This window comes from Acanthopleuribacter pedis (assembly GCF_017377855.1).
Lineage (GTDB): Bacteria > Acidobacteriota > Holophagae > Acanthopleuribacterales > Acanthopleuribacteraceae > Acanthopleuribacter > Acanthopleuribacter pedis.
In genome coordinates this window covers 183,923-203,321 of sequence record NZ_JAFREP010000014.1, presented here as the reverse complement: position 1 = coordinate 203,321, position 19,399 = coordinate 183,923, and the positions used below count along the sequence as shown (strand labels likewise).

The 19,399-nt window shown below is 59.1% G+C and carries 13 protein-coding genes; 5 read left to right on the top strand and 8 right to left on the bottom strand.

What is annotated here, in order from left to right; translation table 11 throughout:
- Positions 1-59: 59 nt before the first annotated feature.
- The 6 genes from J3U88_RS15370 to J3U88_RS15345 form a co-directional block, all read right to left on the bottom strand.
- Positions 60-3,977: an efflux RND transporter permease subunit gene (locus J3U88_RS15370; protein WP_207859755.1), complete on the bottom strand. Its 3,918-nt coding sequence runs from the start codon at positions 3,975-3,977 to the stop codon at positions 60-62.
- On the bottom strand, positions 3,967-5,886 hold the full coding sequence (locus tag J3U88_RS15365; RefSeq protein WP_207859754.1) for an efflux RND transporter periplasmic adaptor subunit: 1,920 nt from the start codon (positions 5,884-5,886) through the stop codon (positions 3,967-3,969). Before J3U88_RS15365 ends, J3U88_RS15370 begins: the two co-directional genes overlap by 11 nt.
- Positions 5,883-7,178 carry a TolC family protein gene (locus J3U88_RS15360; RefSeq protein ID WP_207859753.1) on the bottom strand — a complete coding sequence of 432 codons (1,296 nt, stop codon included), beginning with the start codon at positions 7,176-7,178 and terminating at the stop codon, positions 5,883-5,885. The genes J3U88_RS15365 and J3U88_RS15360 overlap by 4 nt, the downstream gene beginning before the upstream one ends.
- 161 nt (positions 7,179-7,339) lie before the next feature.
- Entirely contained in the window at positions 7,340-7,786 is a 447-nt protein-coding gene (locus tag J3U88_RS15355) for a hypothetical protein (protein WP_207859752.1), read from the bottom strand.
- A gap of 56 nt (positions 7,787-7,842) precedes the next feature.
- The gene (locus J3U88_RS15350) at positions 7,843-8,364 is read right to left on the bottom strand and encodes a hypothetical protein (RefSeq protein WP_207859751.1); all 522 of its coding nucleotides are present in this window, start codon (positions 8,362-8,364) and stop codon (positions 7,843-7,845) included.
- Positions 8,365-8,601: 237 nt separating this feature from the next.
- The gene (locus tag J3U88_RS15345; protein WP_207859750.1) at positions 8,602-9,240 is read right to left on the bottom strand and encodes an FMN-dependent NADH-azoreductase; all 639 of its coding nucleotides are present in this window, start codon (positions 9,238-9,240) and stop codon (positions 8,602-8,604) included.
- Positions 9,241-9,366: 126 nt separating this feature from the next.
- On the opposite strand from J3U88_RS15345, the gene J3U88_RS15340 reads away from it, so the two are divergent.
- Complete coding sequence (locus tag J3U88_RS15340; protein ID WP_207859749.1) at positions 9,367-10,278, top strand: LysR family transcriptional regulator; 912 nt, start codon at positions 9,367-9,369, stop codon at positions 10,276-10,278.
- Positions 10,279-10,323: 45 nt separating this feature from the next.
- Here J3U88_RS15340 and J3U88_RS15335 read toward each other — a convergent pair whose 3' ends face one another.
- Positions 10,324-10,521 carry a DUF3565 domain-containing protein gene (locus tag J3U88_RS15335; protein WP_207859748.1) on the bottom strand — a complete coding sequence of 66 codons (198 nt, stop codon included), beginning with the start codon at positions 10,519-10,521 and terminating at the stop codon, positions 10,324-10,326.
- Between the two features lie 156 nt (positions 10,522-10,677).
- Between J3U88_RS15335 and J3U88_RS15330 the strand changes: the two genes are divergently transcribed.
- The gene (locus J3U88_RS15330; protein ID WP_207859747.1) at positions 10,678-11,634 is read left to right on the top strand and encodes a bifunctional helix-turn-helix transcriptional regulator/GNAT family N-acetyltransferase; all 957 of its coding nucleotides are present in this window, start codon (positions 10,678-10,680) and stop codon (positions 11,632-11,634) included.
- A gap of 435 nt (positions 11,635-12,069) precedes the next feature.
- Here J3U88_RS15330 and J3U88_RS15325 read toward each other — a convergent pair whose 3' ends face one another.
- Entirely contained in the window at positions 12,070-12,285 is a 216-nt protein-coding gene (locus J3U88_RS15325; protein WP_207859746.1) for a hypothetical protein, read from the bottom strand.
- A gap of 245 nt (positions 12,286-12,530) precedes the next feature.
- Between J3U88_RS15325 and J3U88_RS15320 the strand changes: the two genes are divergently transcribed.
- The 3 genes from J3U88_RS15320 (at position 12,531) to J3U88_RS15310 (ending at position 19,338) form a co-directional block, all read left to right on the top strand.
- A complete protein-coding gene (locus J3U88_RS15320; protein WP_207859745.1) occupies positions 12,531-15,551 on the top strand; it encodes an aminotransferase class III-fold pyridoxal phosphate-dependent enzyme in 3,021 nt (1,006 codons plus the stop codon).
- Positions 15,552-15,801: 250 nt separating this feature from the next.
- A complete protein-coding gene (locus J3U88_RS15315; protein ID WP_207859744.1) occupies positions 15,802-16,476 on the top strand; it encodes an ECF-type sigma factor in 675 nt (224 codons plus the stop codon).
- A gap of 33 nt (positions 16,477-16,509) precedes the next feature.
- Positions 16,510-19,338 carry a serine/threonine-protein kinase gene (locus J3U88_RS15310; RefSeq protein WP_207859743.1) on the top strand — a complete coding sequence of 943 codons (2,829 nt, stop codon included), beginning with the start codon at positions 16,510-16,512 and terminating at the stop codon, positions 19,336-19,338.
- Positions 19,339-19,399 lie beyond the last annotated feature (61 nt).

Below are 19,399 nucleotides of genomic sequence, written 5' to 3'. Positions count from 1 at the left end.
CTTTTGTAGCCGACCGGCCCACTCCCCCGAGCGGGCCGACCAACTGGATCCTTCACGGGTTATTGTACCTGATCCGCGGCAGGCTCATCCGCCGAACCGGTGGGCGCTTCCGTTTCGGACAAAAGCCCCTCCTGCCACATACAGAAACACACGGGTACAACGAACACGGTCACCACGGCGATCAACATCCCGCCAAAGGTAGGTATCGCCATGGGTTTCATGATATCGGCGCCACGCCCGGTCGAGGTCATGACGGGAATCAGCGCGATGATGGTGGTCGCGGTGGTCATGAGCGCGGGGCGAATGCGCCGGGTGGCGGCATGCACCACGGCGGCACGCACGGCTTGGACGTTGCCCGGCTTGCGCTCGCGGAAGGTCTGCACCAAATAGGTCGACATCAAGACACCGTCGTCCGAGGCGATGCCGAACAGCGCGAGAAACCCGACCCACACGGCCACGCTAAGGTTCATCGGGCCAATGTCGAGCATATCGCGCAGGTTCACCCCGACGAGGTTCATATTGAAGAACCACGGCTGAGCATACAACCAAATAAGAATGAACCCGCCGGCACAGGCCACGGCGATTGCCGAGAAAATCAACAGACTGATGAAGACGGAACGGAAGTTAAGGTACAACAACAAGAAAATGATAATCAACGCGAGCGGCAACACCAGGGCCAAACGCGCGCTTGCACGTTGTTGGTTTTGGTAGTTGCCCGCGAATTCCATTTTCACCCCGGCGGGAACGACAAGGCGACCCGCGGCGATTTCGGCATCCAGGGCGGCCTGCACCCGTTCCACCACATCCACCTCGGCATGGCCTTTCTGTTTGTCGAAGATCACGTAACTCACGAGGAAGGTATCCTCGCTTTTGATCACTTGCGGCCCGCGCTCGTAGCGTAAATCCGAGAGCTGCGACAGCGGGATGTGCGCCCCGGAAGGGGTCGGCACCAACACGCGTTCCAACTTATGCAATGAATCACGCAGCTCCCGCTGGTAACGCACCCGGACCGGGTAACGCTCGCGGCCTTCAACCGTCGTCGTGATCTGTCGCCCGCCGATGGCGACCTCAATCACTTGCTGTACCTCGGCCAAACGCACGCCGTAACGCGCCATGGCCCGGCGATCCAGATGGAACTCCAGGTAGGGTTTGCCGATAATGCGGTCGGCAATCACGGTATGGGGCGACACACCCTCAACCTTGGGTAACAAGCGTTCCAATTCCAAGCCGAACGCTTCGATGGTTGCGAGATCGGGTCCTTTGATTTTGATGCCCATCGGCGCGCGCATGCCGCTCTGCAACATCACCAGCCGCGCTTCAATCGGTTGCAGGTTGGGCGCCGAGGTCGCACCCGGCACGCGACCGTGGTGGACAATTTCGGCCCAAATGTCGTCGCTCGAATGAATCCCCGGCCAGGCCGCGCGTCCCGGATTTAAGTCGGGGTCAAGCGCGGGGCGCCACATGCGGAACGGCATACCGCCGGGATCGGGGACCAAACGGCCCTGCTCGTCGCGGTGGTAGCGACCTTTCACTTGGTAAGGCAAACCATCGCCCGCGGGAACCTTTTGCCCCGCTTGATCGCGGAACCAGTCGGTTTCGCCCGCATCGAAGGCAAAGGTTTGTCGCTCGCCGGAGGTATCCGTTAGGTACTCGGGGTGATAGTTAATCACGGTTTCGATCATCGAAACCGGCGCCGGGTCCAGCGGCGTTTCGGCACGGCCCAATTTGCCAACGGCCAAGGCAACCTCGGGGATCATATCAAACGCAATATTCTGCTTCTGCAACTGGTCCCGCGCTTCACCGATGGAGGCATGCACCGAGGTGGTCGGCATAAAAAGAAACGACCCCTCGTCCAAGGGCGGCATGAACTCTTTGCCAAGACCGGGAAACCAACGTTCCCCGGCTTGGACCCAGGCCGCGTCGCGCCAAGCCCCCGGCAACGGAAGCAGCAGCGGTTTTAGGCCGACCCAAATCAATAATCCCCAAAGCGTGAAACACGCGGGCACCACCAAGAACAGGGCGCGAAACCGCAGCGCCAAACCGAGCAAGCGCGGGTAAAGGTGTTGCACACCCAAAAAGCCGCCCAAAATGGTGCCAATCATAAGGGTCACGAATCCGAAATTGGTGGCAAACCCCACCGCGGGCCCCAAGGGCAACCATTCGTCGGTAAGCAACACGGCCACGGCCGACACCGCGACGAAATTAATGCCTCTGCCCGCCCAAGGACGATGTGGGGCGGCGAGGTACGGCTGCACGGCATCGAGCAACGCCGCGATCACCACCAACACGCCGATCATCCGCTCACCGTGACCGAAGGCAAAAACACCGAACACCAAGGTGACAACCACCCGAACCCAACGTATGGTGGGCGCGGCGGTTTTGCGGCGAAACAGCACCCGCGCGACGGTGGGAATCAAGGTCAGCGACACCAAAATCGAGGCCAACAAAGCAAAGGTTTTGGTGAAAGCCAAGGGACGAAACAATTTACCCTCGGCCGCTTCCATGGTGAAAATCGGCAGGAAACTAATCACGGTGGTCGCCACGGCGGTCGTCACCGCGCCGCCCACCTCGCGGGTCGCCTCGAAAATCACTTCAGCAACAGGTTGATCGGGCGCCCGTTCCAGGCGTTCCACAATGTTTTCCACCATCACAATGCCCATGTCGACCATGGTCCCAATGGCGATGGCAATCCCGGACAAGGCCACAATATTGGCGTCAACGCCAAAGCGTTTCATGGCGATGAAGGTCAGCAACACGGCAATCGGCAGCAAACCCGAGACCAGCAAGGAACTGCGCAGGTTCATTAACATCACCAAAATGACCATCACGGTGATCAGAATTTCATGGGAAAGCGCGGTTTTCAAGGTCCCCAAGGTCTCGTCAATCAGTTGCGACCGATCATAAAACGGCACAATGGTCACCTGGCTCACGGTCCCGTCGGCCAAGGTTTTTTTGGGCAGACCCGGCGCCAATTGGTCGATTTGCCGTTTGACGTTGTCGATCACCTCCAGCGGGTTCTCGCCGAACCGCACCACTACCACGCCGCCGACGGCCTCGGCCCCGGCTTTGTCGAGCACGCCGCGACGCTGGGCGGGCCCCATGTGGACGTGGGCCACGTCTTTTACGTAAATCGGCACGCTGTCGACGGTTTTCACCACGGCATAGGCCAAATCCTCCAGGGATTTCACAAAACCCAAACCGCGAATGAAGTACTCAACCTGGTTGATCTCCAGGTTCCGTGCACCAACATCCTGGTTCGACATCTGCACCGCTTGGAACACCTCGTTTAGCGATACCTGGTGGTAGCGCAGCTTTTCGGGATCCACATCGACCTGATATTCACGAACGTAACCGCCGACCGAGGCCACCTCGGCCACGCCGGAAGCGGCCGAAAGTCCGTAACGCACGTACCAATCCTGAATACTGCGCAATTCGTGCAAATCCCAACCGCCGGTGGGCCTGCCTTGCGCGTCGCGCCCTTCCAAGGTGTACCAGAAGATCTGGCCCAAGGCGGTGGCGTCCGGCCCCAGCGTCGGCTGCACGTTGGGCGGCAAGGTGCCCGCGGGTAAACTGTTGAGTTTTTCCAAAATCCGCGACCGCGACCAGTAAAAGTCGAGGTCGTCTTCAAAAATCACGTACACGGTGGAAAACCCGAAATAGGCGTAGCTGCGCACGCCGCGCACCCCTGGCAAGCCCAACAGCGCGCTGGTCAGCGGATAACCAACCTGGTCCTCCATGTCCTGTGGCGAACGCCCCGGCCAGCGGGTGAACACGATTTGCTGGTTTTCGCCGATATCGGGGATGGCGTCCACCGGCACCGGATCGCGCGGCAGGTCACCCAATTTCCAATCGAAGGGCGCCACCAACACCCCCCACACGGCGGCGACGCCGAACAACAGCAGCACCACCAAGGGGTTGTGAAGACAGAACCAGACCAGTTTTTCCAACAAGGTTTTGGGTTCGGGATTAGTGGGCATGGGTCGCCCCCTCCGCGGCTTCCGCGCGCAGGTCTTCTTTTTGCGAACCGCAGGCGAACATCATCGAACCGTAATAGGGGTTGGCGGTGCCGGTTTCCCGCTGCAACCAGTCGGCGCCGCGGTTGTCGAAGGCCATCGGGCAATGGTAGCGATAAATGGAAAGTTCATCGCTAAAACCGAACTTGCTCGCAACGTGGTACATGGCGGTGCTCAAGGGTTCAAAGGCCTCGCGCAAGGTGGCGATGTCACCGGCGGCGGCGGGGCGTTGGATCACCTCGGCCACGTTGAGGCGTTGCCAGGTCAGCATGGCCCGCGCATCGAGGGCCCCCGTGTCCAGCGCTTTCCAAGCCGTGTCGAGGGCGCGCAGCGCTTGTTGCGCCGTGGCGAAATCATCCAAGCTCAGCGCGGTTTGCACGTCAAAATAGGCTTGGTAAAGCGGGGTGAGGGCGGCTCGAAAGGTGGGTGCAACGTCCAGTTTTTGGGCCCGCGCGGCGGGCGTCGGATCGGCCGCGGGCGCATACATCATGCTGCTTTTGGCGCGAATCTGGAGTTCGCTGTCGATTTTGAACGCGCCGTTGACCACGACCCGCTCCCCTTCGGCCAAACCGGACAGCACCACGTAGTGATCCGGCGTTTCCGGGCCGAGCACGATTTCGCGGCCGGTATAACGACCCGGCGTCTCCACATCGGCAACGTAAACCACGGCCCGCTGACCGGTAATCAAGGGCGCGGAACGGGGAATCACCAGCGGAACCTCGCGCGGCTGTCCGGCGACGAAGCCGAGCCGTTCGGCGGGCACGATGTCCATCCCGCACACATCGCAGGCGGCGGGCCCGTCCTTGATCACCTCGGGGTGCATCGGGCAAACCCATTTGCCGGCCAAACTCTCGTCCATGGTTTGCCCCGAGGCGCTGATTTTGGCGTAGGCCCGGGCCGACACGAACATGTCGGGCTTGAGGCGGCCGTCCGGGTTGGCCACATCCAGGCGGACCTTGACGGTGTGGGTGCGCGGATCGAGCACGGGATCGATGAACACAATTTTGCCCTCATGGACCTCGCCGGGATAAGCCCCGACCTCAAATTCCACCTTCTGCCCATAACGCAGCCAGGCCAATTCCGATTCGTAAACATCGAGCACAATCCACACCCGCGACAAATCGGCCACGGTATAAATCGGTGACCCGGTCTGGACGTAGGCACCCTCGTTAAGGTGGCGTTTGATGACAACCCCGGACATGGGCGCCTCGATGGTAAGGGTGTCGCTCGCTTGACCGCGTTTCTCGATGGCGTCGATTTGATGCGAGGCCAAACCCAACAGATCCAGCTTCTTTCGCGCAGCGTTCAGACGCCGCTTGCTCGCCGCCCGCAACGAAGCGGGACCGCTGTCAACGGATCGTTTGGCCTGACGCAGCTCCTGTTGCGCGGTCACCAATTCGGGACTGTAGAGTTCGACCATGTGGTCGCCCTCGCGCACGGTGATGCCGGTAAAGTCGACAAACAAGCGGTCGATGCGGCCCGACACCCAGGCGGTGATATCGCTGACCCGTTTTTCGTCGAAGGCGACCTTGCCCACCATGGCCACCTCGTGGGCGACCACCTTGCGCACGACCGGCGCGGTTTCCACCTCGGCCAAACGTTGCGCCGCGGGTGAGAGCGTGAGGCTCCAAGGGCCGTCGCCGTCCTGGTCGGCGGGAATCAGGTCCATGTTACAAACGGGACACAAACCGGGTTCGGGTTGACGAATGCTGGGATGCATCGAACAGGTCCAAATTTCGTTTTGCACGGCGGTTCCGGCTTCGGTCGAGGCGGCGTCCGCCGGTTTTTCGCCGGCGCAGCCTGTCAGCATCAACGTCAGAACGAAGGGTACCGCCGCGAACCATGCCATTTGTCGTTTCAGTCTTGCGCTCATTCGGTCCCTCCTTGATTCGCCGGGGCGGCGGGCGCGCCGCCAAGTAGGTATTCAATGTCGGCAACAGCTTGGAAACGCCGTTGTTCCGCTTCGTGGTAGGCCAGCAAAAAGGTCAGCAAATCTTGTTCAGCCTCAATCAAATCCAGATAACTGCCGGCACCGGTTTGAAAATCGCTGGTGATGACGGCCAAGCTCTCGCGCGCCTTGGGCACCAACCGTTCGCCAAACAGATCCATTTTGCGTTCGGCATCGTCGCGCTGAAACAAGGCTTGCTGCAAAAGGCTTTCGGCCCGGGTACCGACATCGCGCTGTTGGGATTCAACCGCTTCCAGCGTGAAGCGCGCACGATCCACCGCGGCGCGGTTCTTTTTGCGCCACAGCGGCAGGTTCACCCCAACACTCAGCAAAACCGGATCGACACCACTGCCCCGCGTATTCGGCATGACGGCTTCGCCGGTGTTGATCCAATCGAGGCCGACATGAAAATCGGGACGCCGTTGAAGATCAGCCAAGGCGACCTTGGTTCGATTTTTGGCCTGATGCGCGGCCAACACCTGCAGGTCGGGATGGTGTTGGGCAATAACCGCGCGCGCGTCTGTTCCCTTCAATTCGGGAAGCGATGCCACCGCCGGTAAAGCCGGTGGGAAGGCGAATGGGGCGTCCAGCGGGCGCCCCAACAAGGTGTTGAGCTGGGCGCGAACCGGTTGGGCGGCGGCCTTTTGGCTCGCCAAACGCTCACCCAACTGCTCGATTTCCATCTGGATGCGAATTAAGTCGTTGTAATGGGCGGCGCTGGTTTCGTAGCGATCCGTCACCACCCGCTCCAAATCTTCGAGCAACGCCAAATGCTCCGCGGTAATTGCGACGGCACGACCCAAATAGAAATAGCCGGCAAAGGCTTGTTTGAACTGTTTCTCTAAATCGCGGGCGACGCCTTCCCGCCGCGCCGCCAACACCTCGGCCTCGGCGGCGGCGACCTCCCCGGCCAGCGCACGTTTACCCGGCCAGGGCAACCCCTGGCGAACGCCGAGGCGCTGCTTTTGCGGCCCGACACGGGTCTGTACTTCTTCCACAAAAATGCCGAGCGACACTTGCGGATCGGGTAACGCGGTCGCGGCGGGCACCGCGGCAAGCGCCGCCTGGTAACGCAGGTCGGCGGCACGGTAGGCCGGATGGTTTTGGCGCATCTCGGCAAAATAAGGCGCTAGGTCGGCGGGCGGACCCGCGGGCGGCAGAGCCGCCGCTGGAGCCGCCGCAAAAACCAGCCACGACAGCCACAAAAAAGACTTCATGGTTCCTTCCTTCAAACACGCTTTTCCGTTGCATCACAACCTAAAGCGTGTGTATGGCGTGTTTTGGAAAAACACACCGGTCACGTGAGGGAACACCGGGACGGCGTTCGCGTGTGCGGGCACGTGCGATGGGTTTCACACGTGCAGGAAGGAACCAAGCATCAAATCAAAAATCGGGACAAAACCGTAAGCTTCGGCTGGAGCACGAAAGGCGCCAGGGGTCCGTCGCGGTCATGGTATTGCGTCAGGGCCGCGGGAAAACGAAGAAACACAACCGAATCGTAAAGCGCATTGGGCGCGGGCACAAAGTCGGCGTTCAGGTCGGCGTTGCCGGTGAGGGTGAGTGCCGGGGTAAACGCATCGCCGTGGTCGTCACAACCACAGGGCGCTTGGACGATGACCTCGGGCGCGGCGTCCTCAGCAGCCGCGTTTTCGCCGCTTTGCGTGCTGCAGCAACCGTGAGACGGGGGCGCCGGTTGCGGTTCGGCATGGCAATTCATGCCCGTTTCATTTTGAACCTCAGCGGACAACGGTAGCGGCACGTGGCAGCAACACCACAAGGAAAGCCAAAAATTGACGGCAAGTAAGCCGACCGCTGCAAACTTCACAATTCCCTCTCTCGGCCAAAACGGCCTTTTCATTTCACGGCCAATTCCCAAAACTGTCAACTCTTTTGTCGCGAGGGCAAGGTCGGCGGGACGGCAAACCCGTCGTTCCAACAACCGTTTCGCCGGAAAACAACCAACCATCGACCTTTGTAAGAACCGGGCGGCAAGGCAAAGGAAAGCGGTAACTCACTTGATTGGCACAGGTCGCGGCAGTAACGCGGCCACATCGGGCCGACAAACAAATCGCGCATCAAATCACGACCGGGAGACAAACCAACCATCGGCCGCGGTGACAAACCAGTCTGGAGCCTGGCCAGGTTAAGATCCTTTTGGCAGACCCCCTTCAAAACGGGAATCTCCTTGCGCTGAACCGCGAGGTAAAGGCGCAAGTGCGTTTTGGGGATCACCAGCGTGCCGCGCGATTCACCCTTGGGGTTGAAAAAACACAGTTCGTGTTTTTGGAGAAACGCATCCACCTCGGATTTGGGTAAAACCGCCACGGTTTGAAAACAGGCATTGGTCAGACGAACCTCAGCCTGTTTTAAGATTTGATCGACATGGTGGTCTGTCTCCGACAAGCCGGCGCTCCTTGATCACGTCAAGATAGGTCATTTCCCGAAACACAGCAACCACGCCCAAACAAAACCATCTGTCACATCCCAATGCGCTACTCAGCCGTCACTTTGACCCAAGGAAAAAACGACGTCAAAGTTCCTTTTCATAAACAGAGTTCAAAACATCATACGCGTTTATGACACACAACAGGACAAGCGACCTTGATGGTATCTCGTCCTGTTGATGGTGATTTCTTGTCGTTAAACCAGGGATGTTTGGAAGTGTTCGGCCAGGGCCCTTTCGATCTGACGCTGGGTTTTAACCGCGTCGATTTGGTCGTCTTGAATCAGTTCGCGGACCGAGAACAGGTTGACATCGTCGATGCCGATGAAATGGAGCGCTTGGCGTATATAAGGCGTGGCGAAATCAAGAGCGCCGCCGATGGGAACACCGCCCGAAGCCGCGGTGACAAAGGCTGTTTTTCCTTTGAGCAGGCCTTCCGGGCCGTTTGCCGTGTAGCGAAAGGTGACGCGGGCGCGGGCCACCTGGTCAACCCAGGCTTTGAGCGCGGCCGGTACGCCGAAGTTATAAATCGGGACCCCCATCACCAGGAAATCGGCTGTTTTGAGTTCTTCAATTAATCGGTCGGAAAAGGCCAGTTCGCGTTGTTGCGCTTCGGTGCGGGATTCGACCGGGGTAAAATTGGCGTTCACCCATTCTTCCGTGAGCAGCGGCATGGTGTCGAGCGCGCGCGTCACCACCTTGGCGTTGGGAAACCGTTCCAGCAAACGCGCGACCAGGAAGTCGTTGAGGCGGCGGGTGGTGGAACCGTTTCGCCGGGCACTGGCGTCGATGCGAAGGATGGTCGGTGCACTTGATTGTTGCGTTGATTGAGTCATGGTAACCTCCAAAATGTCCGCCGGTTTTCGCTCCGGCTCGTTGTGATGAAACTAATCTAAGTCTTTTCCAGCACCAAAAAAACAGCAGTTGGCGCAAATCGCTGTTGCGTTTTCGAGAACAATCAAATGAACAAGTTTGAAGACATGGAAACCTTTGTGCGTGTCGTCGAGTCCGGCAGTTTCACCGCCGCCGCCGACCAGATGAACGTGGCCAAATCAGCCGTCAGCCGCCGCATCAACGAATTAGAAAAGTACCTGGCTACACGACTGTTACAGCGCACAACCCGGCGGCTGAGCCTCACCGAAACCGGGCGGTTTTATTACGAGCGTTGCATCAGATTGTTGGACGACTTGGCCGAACTGGAGTCATTGACCCAGCAACGCGACGCCGATTTAACCGGCACCATCCGCATCTCGGGTCCCATGTCCTTCGGCATGCGGTATTTAATTCCCTTGATTTCCGACTTCATGCAACAGCACGAGGGGCTCCAAATCGATATGGTGCTGGACGACCGCAAGCACGACCTGGTCGCCGAGGGTTTTGATATGGCGGTGCGCGTCGGGAGCCTGACCCAAACCCATCTGGTCGCCAAAAAGCTCGGGGTAATGGAACGGGTCGCCGCCGCATCACCCGCCTACCTAGCACGTTACGGCGAACCGCTTCACCCCGACGAACTCAACGAAGGCCATCTCAGCCTGGTCTACAGCTTGGCACCGGAAAACCTCAATTGGCGGTTCGTCGGCGCCGACGGCGGCAACTACCAGCCGCGCCCAAAAACCCGGCTACGCACCAACAGCGGGCCGGCCTTGCTCGACGCCACCATCAAGGGACTCGGCATTTCGACCTTGCCCTTGTTTATCACGGAGCAAGCCATGCGCGAGGGTTTATTGCAACCCATCATGCCAGGTTACCGGCTCGTGGAAGGCGCCGTCTACGCGGTTTACGCGCCCGGTCGCCAGCTCTCCCACAAGGTACGCATCCTCATCGATTACCTTGCCAAGCATTTGAAGGTCGTGCGGTTGGCCGACCTAGCCTGAGACGATCCGGCACCGCCATGGCGCAGAAAAAATAGGAACGGTCGGTTAAACCGGTTCCCCGTCGGCACAGCGCTTGCAAAAGAGGCGGCGGCCCAACATGGCCTCTCGTCCGGCTTGGGCTTCAACCCAGGGCCGCTGCTCCATGGGCGGTCGGTGGCGTACATGGCGGCCGTGACCACAGGCGAGGTCCGCCACCCAGTGGCCTTCCTCATCGCGATGAAACCCGACAATCGCTTGTTCCAACCAGCAAACTCCCAGCTAACTCACTCCATAACAGCCGCTTACATTCTAGCACCAAAAAAAAGTGAAAAAAAGCGCCAAATTTCTTGCACGAATCGCTTAGAAAGTATAAATACTAATTACGTTACCAGTTACGCTTTCAACAAAAGGAGAGACACGATGGACCTTATCCGCGATTTAGGCCTCCTGGCCCTTGGTTCCCGCCTAAAGCGACTGACTGCCAGTTTGATGGCGGACGGTGCTTTGCTTTATCAAGAAGCAGGGCTTGATTTCACGCCCAAATGGTTTACCACCTTTTATTACCTGGCCCATCACGGCCCCGCGCCGGTGACCCAAATCGCCAATCACCTGGGGGTCTCTCATCCCATGGTCAACAAGGTCGCCGCGGAGATGGACGCACACGGCCTGGTCGTGTCGCAAAAAGATCCATCGGACAAGCGACGGCGGGTGCTGGCACTCAGCGACAAGGGTCGCGCGATGATCAAAGATTTGGAACCGGTCTGGCAGGACATTCAGGCGGCGTTGCAGGGGTTGGTTGCCGATGCGAAGGTGGATTGGATTGAGGTCCTGGAAAAAACCGAGGCGAGCCAAAAGGAACAGTCTTTTCTTGAGCGATGTCGCGCGGCCCGCAAGGCGCGTCGCATCCGTGAGATCGAGATCATTGCATACGATCCCACCTACCGCGAGGCCTTTTACGATATTAATCGCGAGTGGGTGGAGACCTTGTTCGAAATGGAAGAGGAAGACCGCAAAGTATTGCAAAACCCCGAGTCGGAAATCATCGCAAAGGGCGGCGAGGTATGGTTTGCGCGCCATCGCGAGAGCGGGGAAATCTTGGGAACCGTCGCGCTTCACAAGGGCGACCACGACCACTACGAAATGATCAAAATGGGTGTGCGCCCAGAGGCGCGCGGTTACAGCATCGGTGAGCAGTTGGGCGTTGCATTAATCGAAGAGGCCAAGCGCCGCGGCATCGACACGGTTTACTTGGAAACCAACAGCAAGCTCACCCCGGCCCTCAACCTCTACCGAAAGCTCGGCTTCAAATCGGTACCCCTCGACCCAAACACCCCCTTCGCCCGCTGCAACGTACGCATGGCGCTTGCGCTTGCCTAAAGGTTCTCACCCGCATTGCTCACCAGCCTTCTGCCGCGCGAACCAAAAACCTTGCGCCCACCGCGTTTGCTCCCACCGTTGCAGCAACGGGGAGAACCCCCTTCGACGAAGCACCGCGACGGCGAAAGGTCGAACACCGATGTCCGGTTTCGGTCGCAAGCGTTTTGACACGCTCGCAACAAAAGCGGGTGAGCAATGCGAGCTAAGCAATGCGAGCTAAGCAATGCGAGCTAAGCAATGACAAGCCTGGCGGTTTGCCAAACCTCGGATGGCCGGCGGTTAAGTCGTTTCCAGTTTTGCCGCGTACCCAAGTATTTTGGGGCCGCCCACCAATTCCGTGGGACAGGGCGTCCAGCCTTGCTCGATTCGTTTTTTCAAAAGTAATTCCGGTGTCGGTTCAACATCCCAAACGGCGACCGCCGTAATGCCCCCCAGTCACGTCATACCGTAGACCAAATACAGTGACTTCTGAATTTTAAAGACCGCATCAATAGAGAATTCATCCATATGCAAAACGGTCGGCGCACCCAGCTCCATTTCTCGGGCCCAATTTAAAACAGACAAAAAAGTCTTATGGTTTTCCACCGCCGATAGGCATTCATGGGGCAGCGCCTGGGCAACTTTCTCCAGGTTGTATTGCAATTTCGCCACGATACCCCCATTCCATCGTTCAAATATGCAGCAACCGGCCGAAGACAGCAAGCACAACCCCGTCTCACCCAACCCATTGGTGAACCATGCGGGCCGAGGCGCGGTTCCACCAGCCCACTCACGAAAGGTCTTGTTCCCGCCGGGCCGGCAAGCGGGATAAAAGGCAAAAGAAGACGGTCACCCGTTAAGGAAGGCGCTTGTGTTAGACTGCGGGTGATATATCAAGCATAAGGACCCGTCCCCCCATGGCCGAAAACCAACCCTGTTTTTCCCTTGCCGAGGCTTCGGCCCTGGCCGCCGAACACTTTGACATCCACGGAACCGCCGTCGCCTTAGATAGTTACGCCGATCAGAATTTCAAGATTACCGCCGCGAGCGGTGCTGTCGTCGTGCTTAAAATTGCCAACCGTACCCAGCAAGCGCCGCACCTCGCGCTCGAAGAGGCGGTCATTTCCCACCTCAAGCGCCACCTTCCCGATGTCCAGTGGCCCACGCCCCTGCCCACCCGCGGCGGCGAAACCATGGTTCAGGTCACCAGCCAAACAGGGGCACGTCACTGGTTGCGCTGTGTGCCCTTTGTCGAAGGCGAACTGTTGGCCTCGGTTAAAAACCCCTCCCCCCGGCTCTCCCGCGATCTGGGCTGCTTCTTCGGGCGTGTCAACCAAGCGCTGGAATCCTTTTCCCATCCCCACATGAACCGTGATCTCGATTGGGATCTCGCCAACGGCGCCGACATCTGCCAAGCCCTCCTCAACCGCATCCAGGAACCCGCCCACCGCCGCCGCATCCACGATTTACTGGAACGATTTCGCGACAAGGTCACCCCGCGGCTACAACACCTTCGCCGTAGCGTCATCCACAATGACGGCAATGATTACAACATTCTGGTAACGGGTAACCGCGTCAGCGGCTTAATCGATTTCGGCGATGTGGTTTTCTCCCACACGGTTAACGAACTCGCCATCCTCTGTGGTTACGCCATGCTCGGGCGCCGACAACCCCTTCAGGTTGCGGCCCGGATTGTGGCGGGTTACCACCAAGCATACCCACTCACCGAGTTAGAGTTGTCGCTCCTCTTCGAACTGATCTTACTGCGCATGTGCACCAGCGTCTGCCAAGCAGCACGCGCGCTGGCCGAAAACCCGGACAACCCCTATTTGGGCGTCCACCTGCAACCCACGCTTGACGCCTTGGCCGAACTTGAAACCGTCCACCCCCGCTTTGCAGGCGCGGTCTTCCGCGCGGCCTGTGCCCTCGAGCCCTGCCCCAAAACGCCGCGCATCACGGCTTACTTGGAAAAGAATCGCGCCGCGTTCCACCCCGTCCTGGGCAACAATCTCCTCGCCGGCCCCAACATCACTTTTGACCTAACCCTCTCCGGCCGCGATTACGGTAGCCAGGCGCAACGCGCCACCACGGCCGACTTTTCCCGCTACCTCTTCGACAAAATGGCCGCGGCGGGGGTCGCGGTCGGGCTCGGTCGCTACAACGAGGATCGCGCCCTCTACAACGATCCCGACTACAGCCTCGCCAATACCCAACGCCGTTCGGTCCACCTCGGCATCGACCTCTACGCGGCGGCGGGAACCCCGGTCACCGCCCCACTGGCCGGCACGGTCCACGCGGTGGCCGACAACGCGGCGGCGGGCGATTACGGACCGACCCTGATCCTGCGCCACGAAACCGATCAGGGCGAAACCTTCTTCACCCTCTACGGGCACCTCGCCCGTACCACGCTCACCAAGCGACACGTCGGCGACGCCGTCGCGGCGGGCGATCACCTCGCCGATTTGGGTGATATCGCGGAAAACGGTTCCTGGCCGCCACACCTTCACTTCCAACTCATCACGGACCTTCTCGACCAACGCGGTGATTACCCGGGCATCGCACGTTATCACGAGCGCAAGGTCTGGTTGAGTTTCGCCCCCGACCCCAATGTCATCCTCAACCTCCCACCGCTCCAGCCCGGCGGCGACCCCACGCACAAAAGCAACCTGCTCGCCAAACGCCGCCACAGCCTGGGTCCCAACCTCAGCCTCAGCTACCGTGAACCCCTGCACATTGTTCGCGGTGAAGGGTGTTACCTGTACGATGCAGCGGGCCGGGCCTACCTCGACATGGTCAACAACGTGTGCCACGTGGGACACTGCCATCCCCACGTGGTCGCCGCGGTCCAAAAGCAACTGGCCCGGCTCAACACCAACACCCGCTACCTCCACCGCAACATCCTCGACTACGCCCAACGCTTGACGGCCACCCTGCCAGGCAATCTATCGGTCTGTTTCTTCACGTGCACGGGTTCCGAGGCCAACGACCTGGCCCTCCGCCTAACCCGCAACGCAACCGGGCGAAGCGACATGCTGGTCCTCGACGCGGCCTACCACGGCCACACGCGGGCACTCATCGAGGTGAGTCCCTACAAATACGAAGGTCGGGGCGGGTTTGCCCAAGTTGAGACCACCCACAAACTGCCGATGCCGGACGGATTCCGCGGCCCCATCAAACACGGTGAACCTGAAATCGGCCGCCGCTATGCGGAGCAGGCAGGCCCCATCCTCGAACAAAAGCACAACCAGGTAGCGGGCCTCATCGCCGAATCGCTTCCCGGCTGCGGTGGGCAAATCGTGCTCCCCGATTCTTACCTCCACCATCTCTACTCGATGGTTCGCGACGCGGGCGGGCTTTGTATCGCGGACGAGGTCCAGGTCGGCTTTGGTCGGGTCGGTACGGCGATGTGGGGTTTCCAAACACAAAACGTGGTACCCGATATCGTGACCCTCGGCAAACCGATCGGTAACGGTTTCCCACTCGCGGCAGTGATCACCACCCCCGACATCGCCGCGACCTTCGACAACGGCATGGAGTACTTCAACACCTTTGGCGGAAACCCGGTCGCCTGCGCGGCGGGCCTGGCGGTCCTCGATGTTCTGGAGAATGAACAACTGCAAAACCAGGCACACCAAGTAGGTACCTACCTCAAACAGGGATTGGTTGCCTTGCAGAAGCAGTACCCCTTGATCGGAGAAGTTCGCGGCCTGGGGCTGTTCCTGGGCGTGGAACTGGTGCGCGATCCCGAATCCCTTGCCCCGGCGGACCGGGAAGCCGCGGAGATCGTCGAACGCATGAAAGCACGCGGGGTGCTCCTAAGTGTCGACGGTCCCCTGCACAACGTGCTCAAAATAAAGCCGCCCTTGGTTTTTGGACAAGCTGAAGCCGACATCGCCCTCTTCCATTTGGAGGCAGTTCTCAAAGAAACAAAGCTGTAATTCCTTTTCTTCACCACGGCCTCGCGACCCAGTCCCCTGATTCGCCAAAAACCCTCGCCGCGGCGGTTTGGATTTTCCGAGCCGCCGCCGATAGGACAACCAAAGAGAAAATTCGCAGGATCCAGTCGTTTCCAATAAAACAAACGGCATGTGATCTGCTCCAGGGATGCATCGCACCCGATCCTTGCTTTGGTAAGATAAGGCATGCATTCCAAAATTTTTCCGCCGGCCTATTGGAGGAACGTCCCCCTTGAACGACCCGAAGACACAACAATTCTTAAAGGCACTTGCCGACAATCCACCACGGCTCGACCGAGACGATCAAGTCGATTTGGCGGAAGCACAACAAACACTGGGTGAGGTCACCCAATACCTGCGCGCCTGGGAAGAGGCGGACCCCAACGCTTTAAGCGACCTCATGCCGCTGGTTTACCAACGCCTCAAGGCGCTGGCCTACGGCTACCTAGGCCGTTCGGACGACCGAACCTTGCAACCCACGGCGCTCATCCACGAGGTTTACCTCGAATTGGAAACCCGTGAAGGCCTTCATTTCCCCAGCCGGGCGGAGTTTATCGCGTTCTCCGGCTTTCTGATGCGTCGTGTTCTGTCCCGATACGCCCGCGAACGCAACGCCCTCAAACGCGGCGGCGGCTGTGTCACGGTCGCCCTGGAACACGACGCCTTAGCCGGTGCCACGGTCGGCCTAACCCCGGCCATGTTGCTCTCGCTCGAACAAGCGATGAAACAACTGGAACAGGTCGATCCGCGCAAATGCCGTCTGATCGAGATGCGTTTTTATGCCGGCCTGGACTTGGAAGAAATCGCGGCATTGCTCAATGTCTCCTCCCGCACCCTCAAACGCGACTGGCAAATGGCCAAACGCTTCCTGGCGGTTCAGCTTAAAGGACAAGATATCGAACGCTAAACTACGCCACGACCTGACGCGGAGCTGCCGGCCATGGACATCGAACTTTGGCAACAAGCCGAACCCATCGTAGAAGCGGCGCTTGAGCTGCCGCCCGAGGAACAAGAAACTTATATCCAACAAACCTGTGGCACCAACGCGGCACTGGCTGAGGCGGTTCGCGCGTTACTCACCGTTGATCTTGAACCCATGGCCTTTATCGAGGGCAAAGCCATTGAGGAGACGGGTCCGGTTCAAGGCAGCCGCCTCGACCAATACGAACTCCAGGAAGAAATCGGCCATGGCGGTATGAGCGTGGTGTTTCGCGCACTGGAACACGGCCCCGATTTTCAGCGGGAAGTCGCGGTCAAGATCCTCAAAAAAGGCATGGACAGCGAAGATATCCTGTTGCGTTTCAAACAGGAACGCCACATTATGGCCACCCTTTCCCATCCGCGCATCGCCACCCTCATCAACGCGGGCACGACCCAAGACGGCCGCCCCTACCTGGTCATGCCCTTTTTCCGCGGCACCACCCTAACAACCTACTGCTCGGAACAGCGCCTCGGCCTCCACGAGCGCCTGAACCTGTTCCTGGAAATTTGCAGGACGGTGGCCTTCGCCCACCGCAATTTGGTGATCCACCGCGATCTAAAACCCGGCAACATCCTGGTCGACAACCATGGCGAACCCTTTTTGCTGGACTTCGGCATCGCCAAGTTGTTGCAAGGCGATCAAGCCGCGGAAGAAACCCGAACCGGGCGGCAATTGTTCACCCCCGAATACGCGAGCCCGGAACAGATCGCGGGACACCCGGCCACCACGGCAACCGATATTTATGCGCTGGGCGTGATTTTGTATCAGCTATTGGTTCAGGAACGACCGTTTATCCGCAAAACGCCCAGTCAGGCGGCGCTCATGGCCGGGTTAGGCCGTGAAAACGCGGAAAAACCCAGCGCCCGGCTGAGCAAGCGTCAACGGGAAGGCGCCAAAAACGAACCCGCGCTCATCCAGGCCCATCAGCTGCGCGGCGACTTGGACACGATCACCCTCCAAGCCTTGCGCCCCGACCCAGATCGCCGTTATGCGACGGTGGTGCAATTCGCGGATGATATCGAAGCTTATCTGGCCGGTTACCCCGTGAGCGCACGCCAGGAATCATGGCATTATTACGTGGCGAAGTGGCTAAAACGGAATCGCGCCTTGGGCATCACCCTGGCCGCGGCGGCGCTCAGTGCCCTGGGATTCACCCTACTTTTGGCCAGGCAATATAACGAAACCAGTAACGCCTTGCGCCACGCGGAGCTGGAAACCAAACGGGCCAAGATGTTCAGCGACTTTATGATCGACATCTTCTCAGCCGCGGATCCGTGGGCGGGCGACAGAGAACAACTCAACGCCATGACCGTTGTAGAACGGGCCGCCGCCCAAATCCGCGACGAATTCCACGACGACCCGGCGGCACGCGCCTCGCTGATGCACACCATGGGCAAGGTCTACACCCAAGCGAATATGGCCGAACAAGGTGTCCCCTTGCTGCGCGAAGCACTGACCTTGCGCCACAACATTGTCAAAGAAACACCGCCGCTCAAACAAAAAAATTCCGTGCTGCTTATGGCCGATACGATGTTCGAGTACGGGCGCGGCTTGGCGGACATCGGCGAACACGACGAGGCCGAGGTCGTTTTCCGCGACATCCTGGAGGTGTACCACGTCTACCTTCCCGAAGACCATACCCGACCCGGTGCCGTTCTTTACGAACTGGCCGAATCGGCGTTTCGCGCGGGACGGTTTGAAGCGGCAACGGAAAATGCGGTAAACGCGCTGAGTTACTTGGATCAATACGACGATAAAACGGTTCACCAACGCGCGATGGTTCAAAACCTCATTGGCGAGATCTACCATAAATACAGTCGCTTCGAGGAATCAGGCCGGTACCTGAACAAGGCGCTGGAGCAGTATCGCAACGTCTTACCGCCCGACCATCCCACGATTGCAATTACCTTGACCGCGCTGGCAAATCACTATGCCAGCATCGGCCGGTACAGCGAAGGCATTCCGCTGGTGCTCGAGGCGATTGATATCCTCGACGCCAAATTCGACGCCAAACACAGCCAACATATTTCGGCTTACGCGGTGCTCGGTGAGCTCCAGGCGCAAATGGGAAAGTACGTGCAGGCGGAGGAAGCGGTGATGCAGGCGGTACAGATCGCGGAGAAATCGATGGGCCCGAACCATGTCGCCACCGCGGCGCAATACAACAACCTCGGGGTCCTCTACAAACAAATGGGTCACCTCAACCGCGCGCTCGATATGCACCAACGCGCCCTGGCGATTCATGATCGCTCACCCAAGGAAAACCGGATGGGTCGCGCCGCCACCTTGTTTCACTATGCCGACACCCTGTTGCGCCTTGAACGCCTGGACCTGATCGAGGCCCTGCTCCAAGAGGCGCTCCAAATCCATCGGGAACAACCCAATACCCAGCACAAGGTCGCGGCCGCCACCTTTAAAACACTGGGTTCTTACTATTTACAAACCGGCCGTTTAAAAGAAGCAATCAACCCCCTGCAAAAAGCGATTGACATTCGTCGCGAGGTGTTTGGCCCTTGGGATCACGAAATGGCCCGCACCGAGGTAGTTCTGGCCGACATCTACCTGGCCTTAGGCGACGAATTAAACGCACGCCGTCACGCCAAAACCGGCATCGATATTCTCGGGCAGCCCCAATTCGGCGATCCACCCGGTTTGTATTCCGCCCTTTTGGTTAAGCGCAAGATCCTGAAACAGTTCGGCGGCAGCGCCCGAGAACGCAAACCATTGGAAGATCGCATCAGGGAGCTCGAGCGGAACTATCCCGGCCTGGGCAGCCCCAATCCTTAAAGCCACCCGCAAGGCCTCATGCCGAGGAAAGATTTTTTGTTAACTAGAAGTTACCGCACGC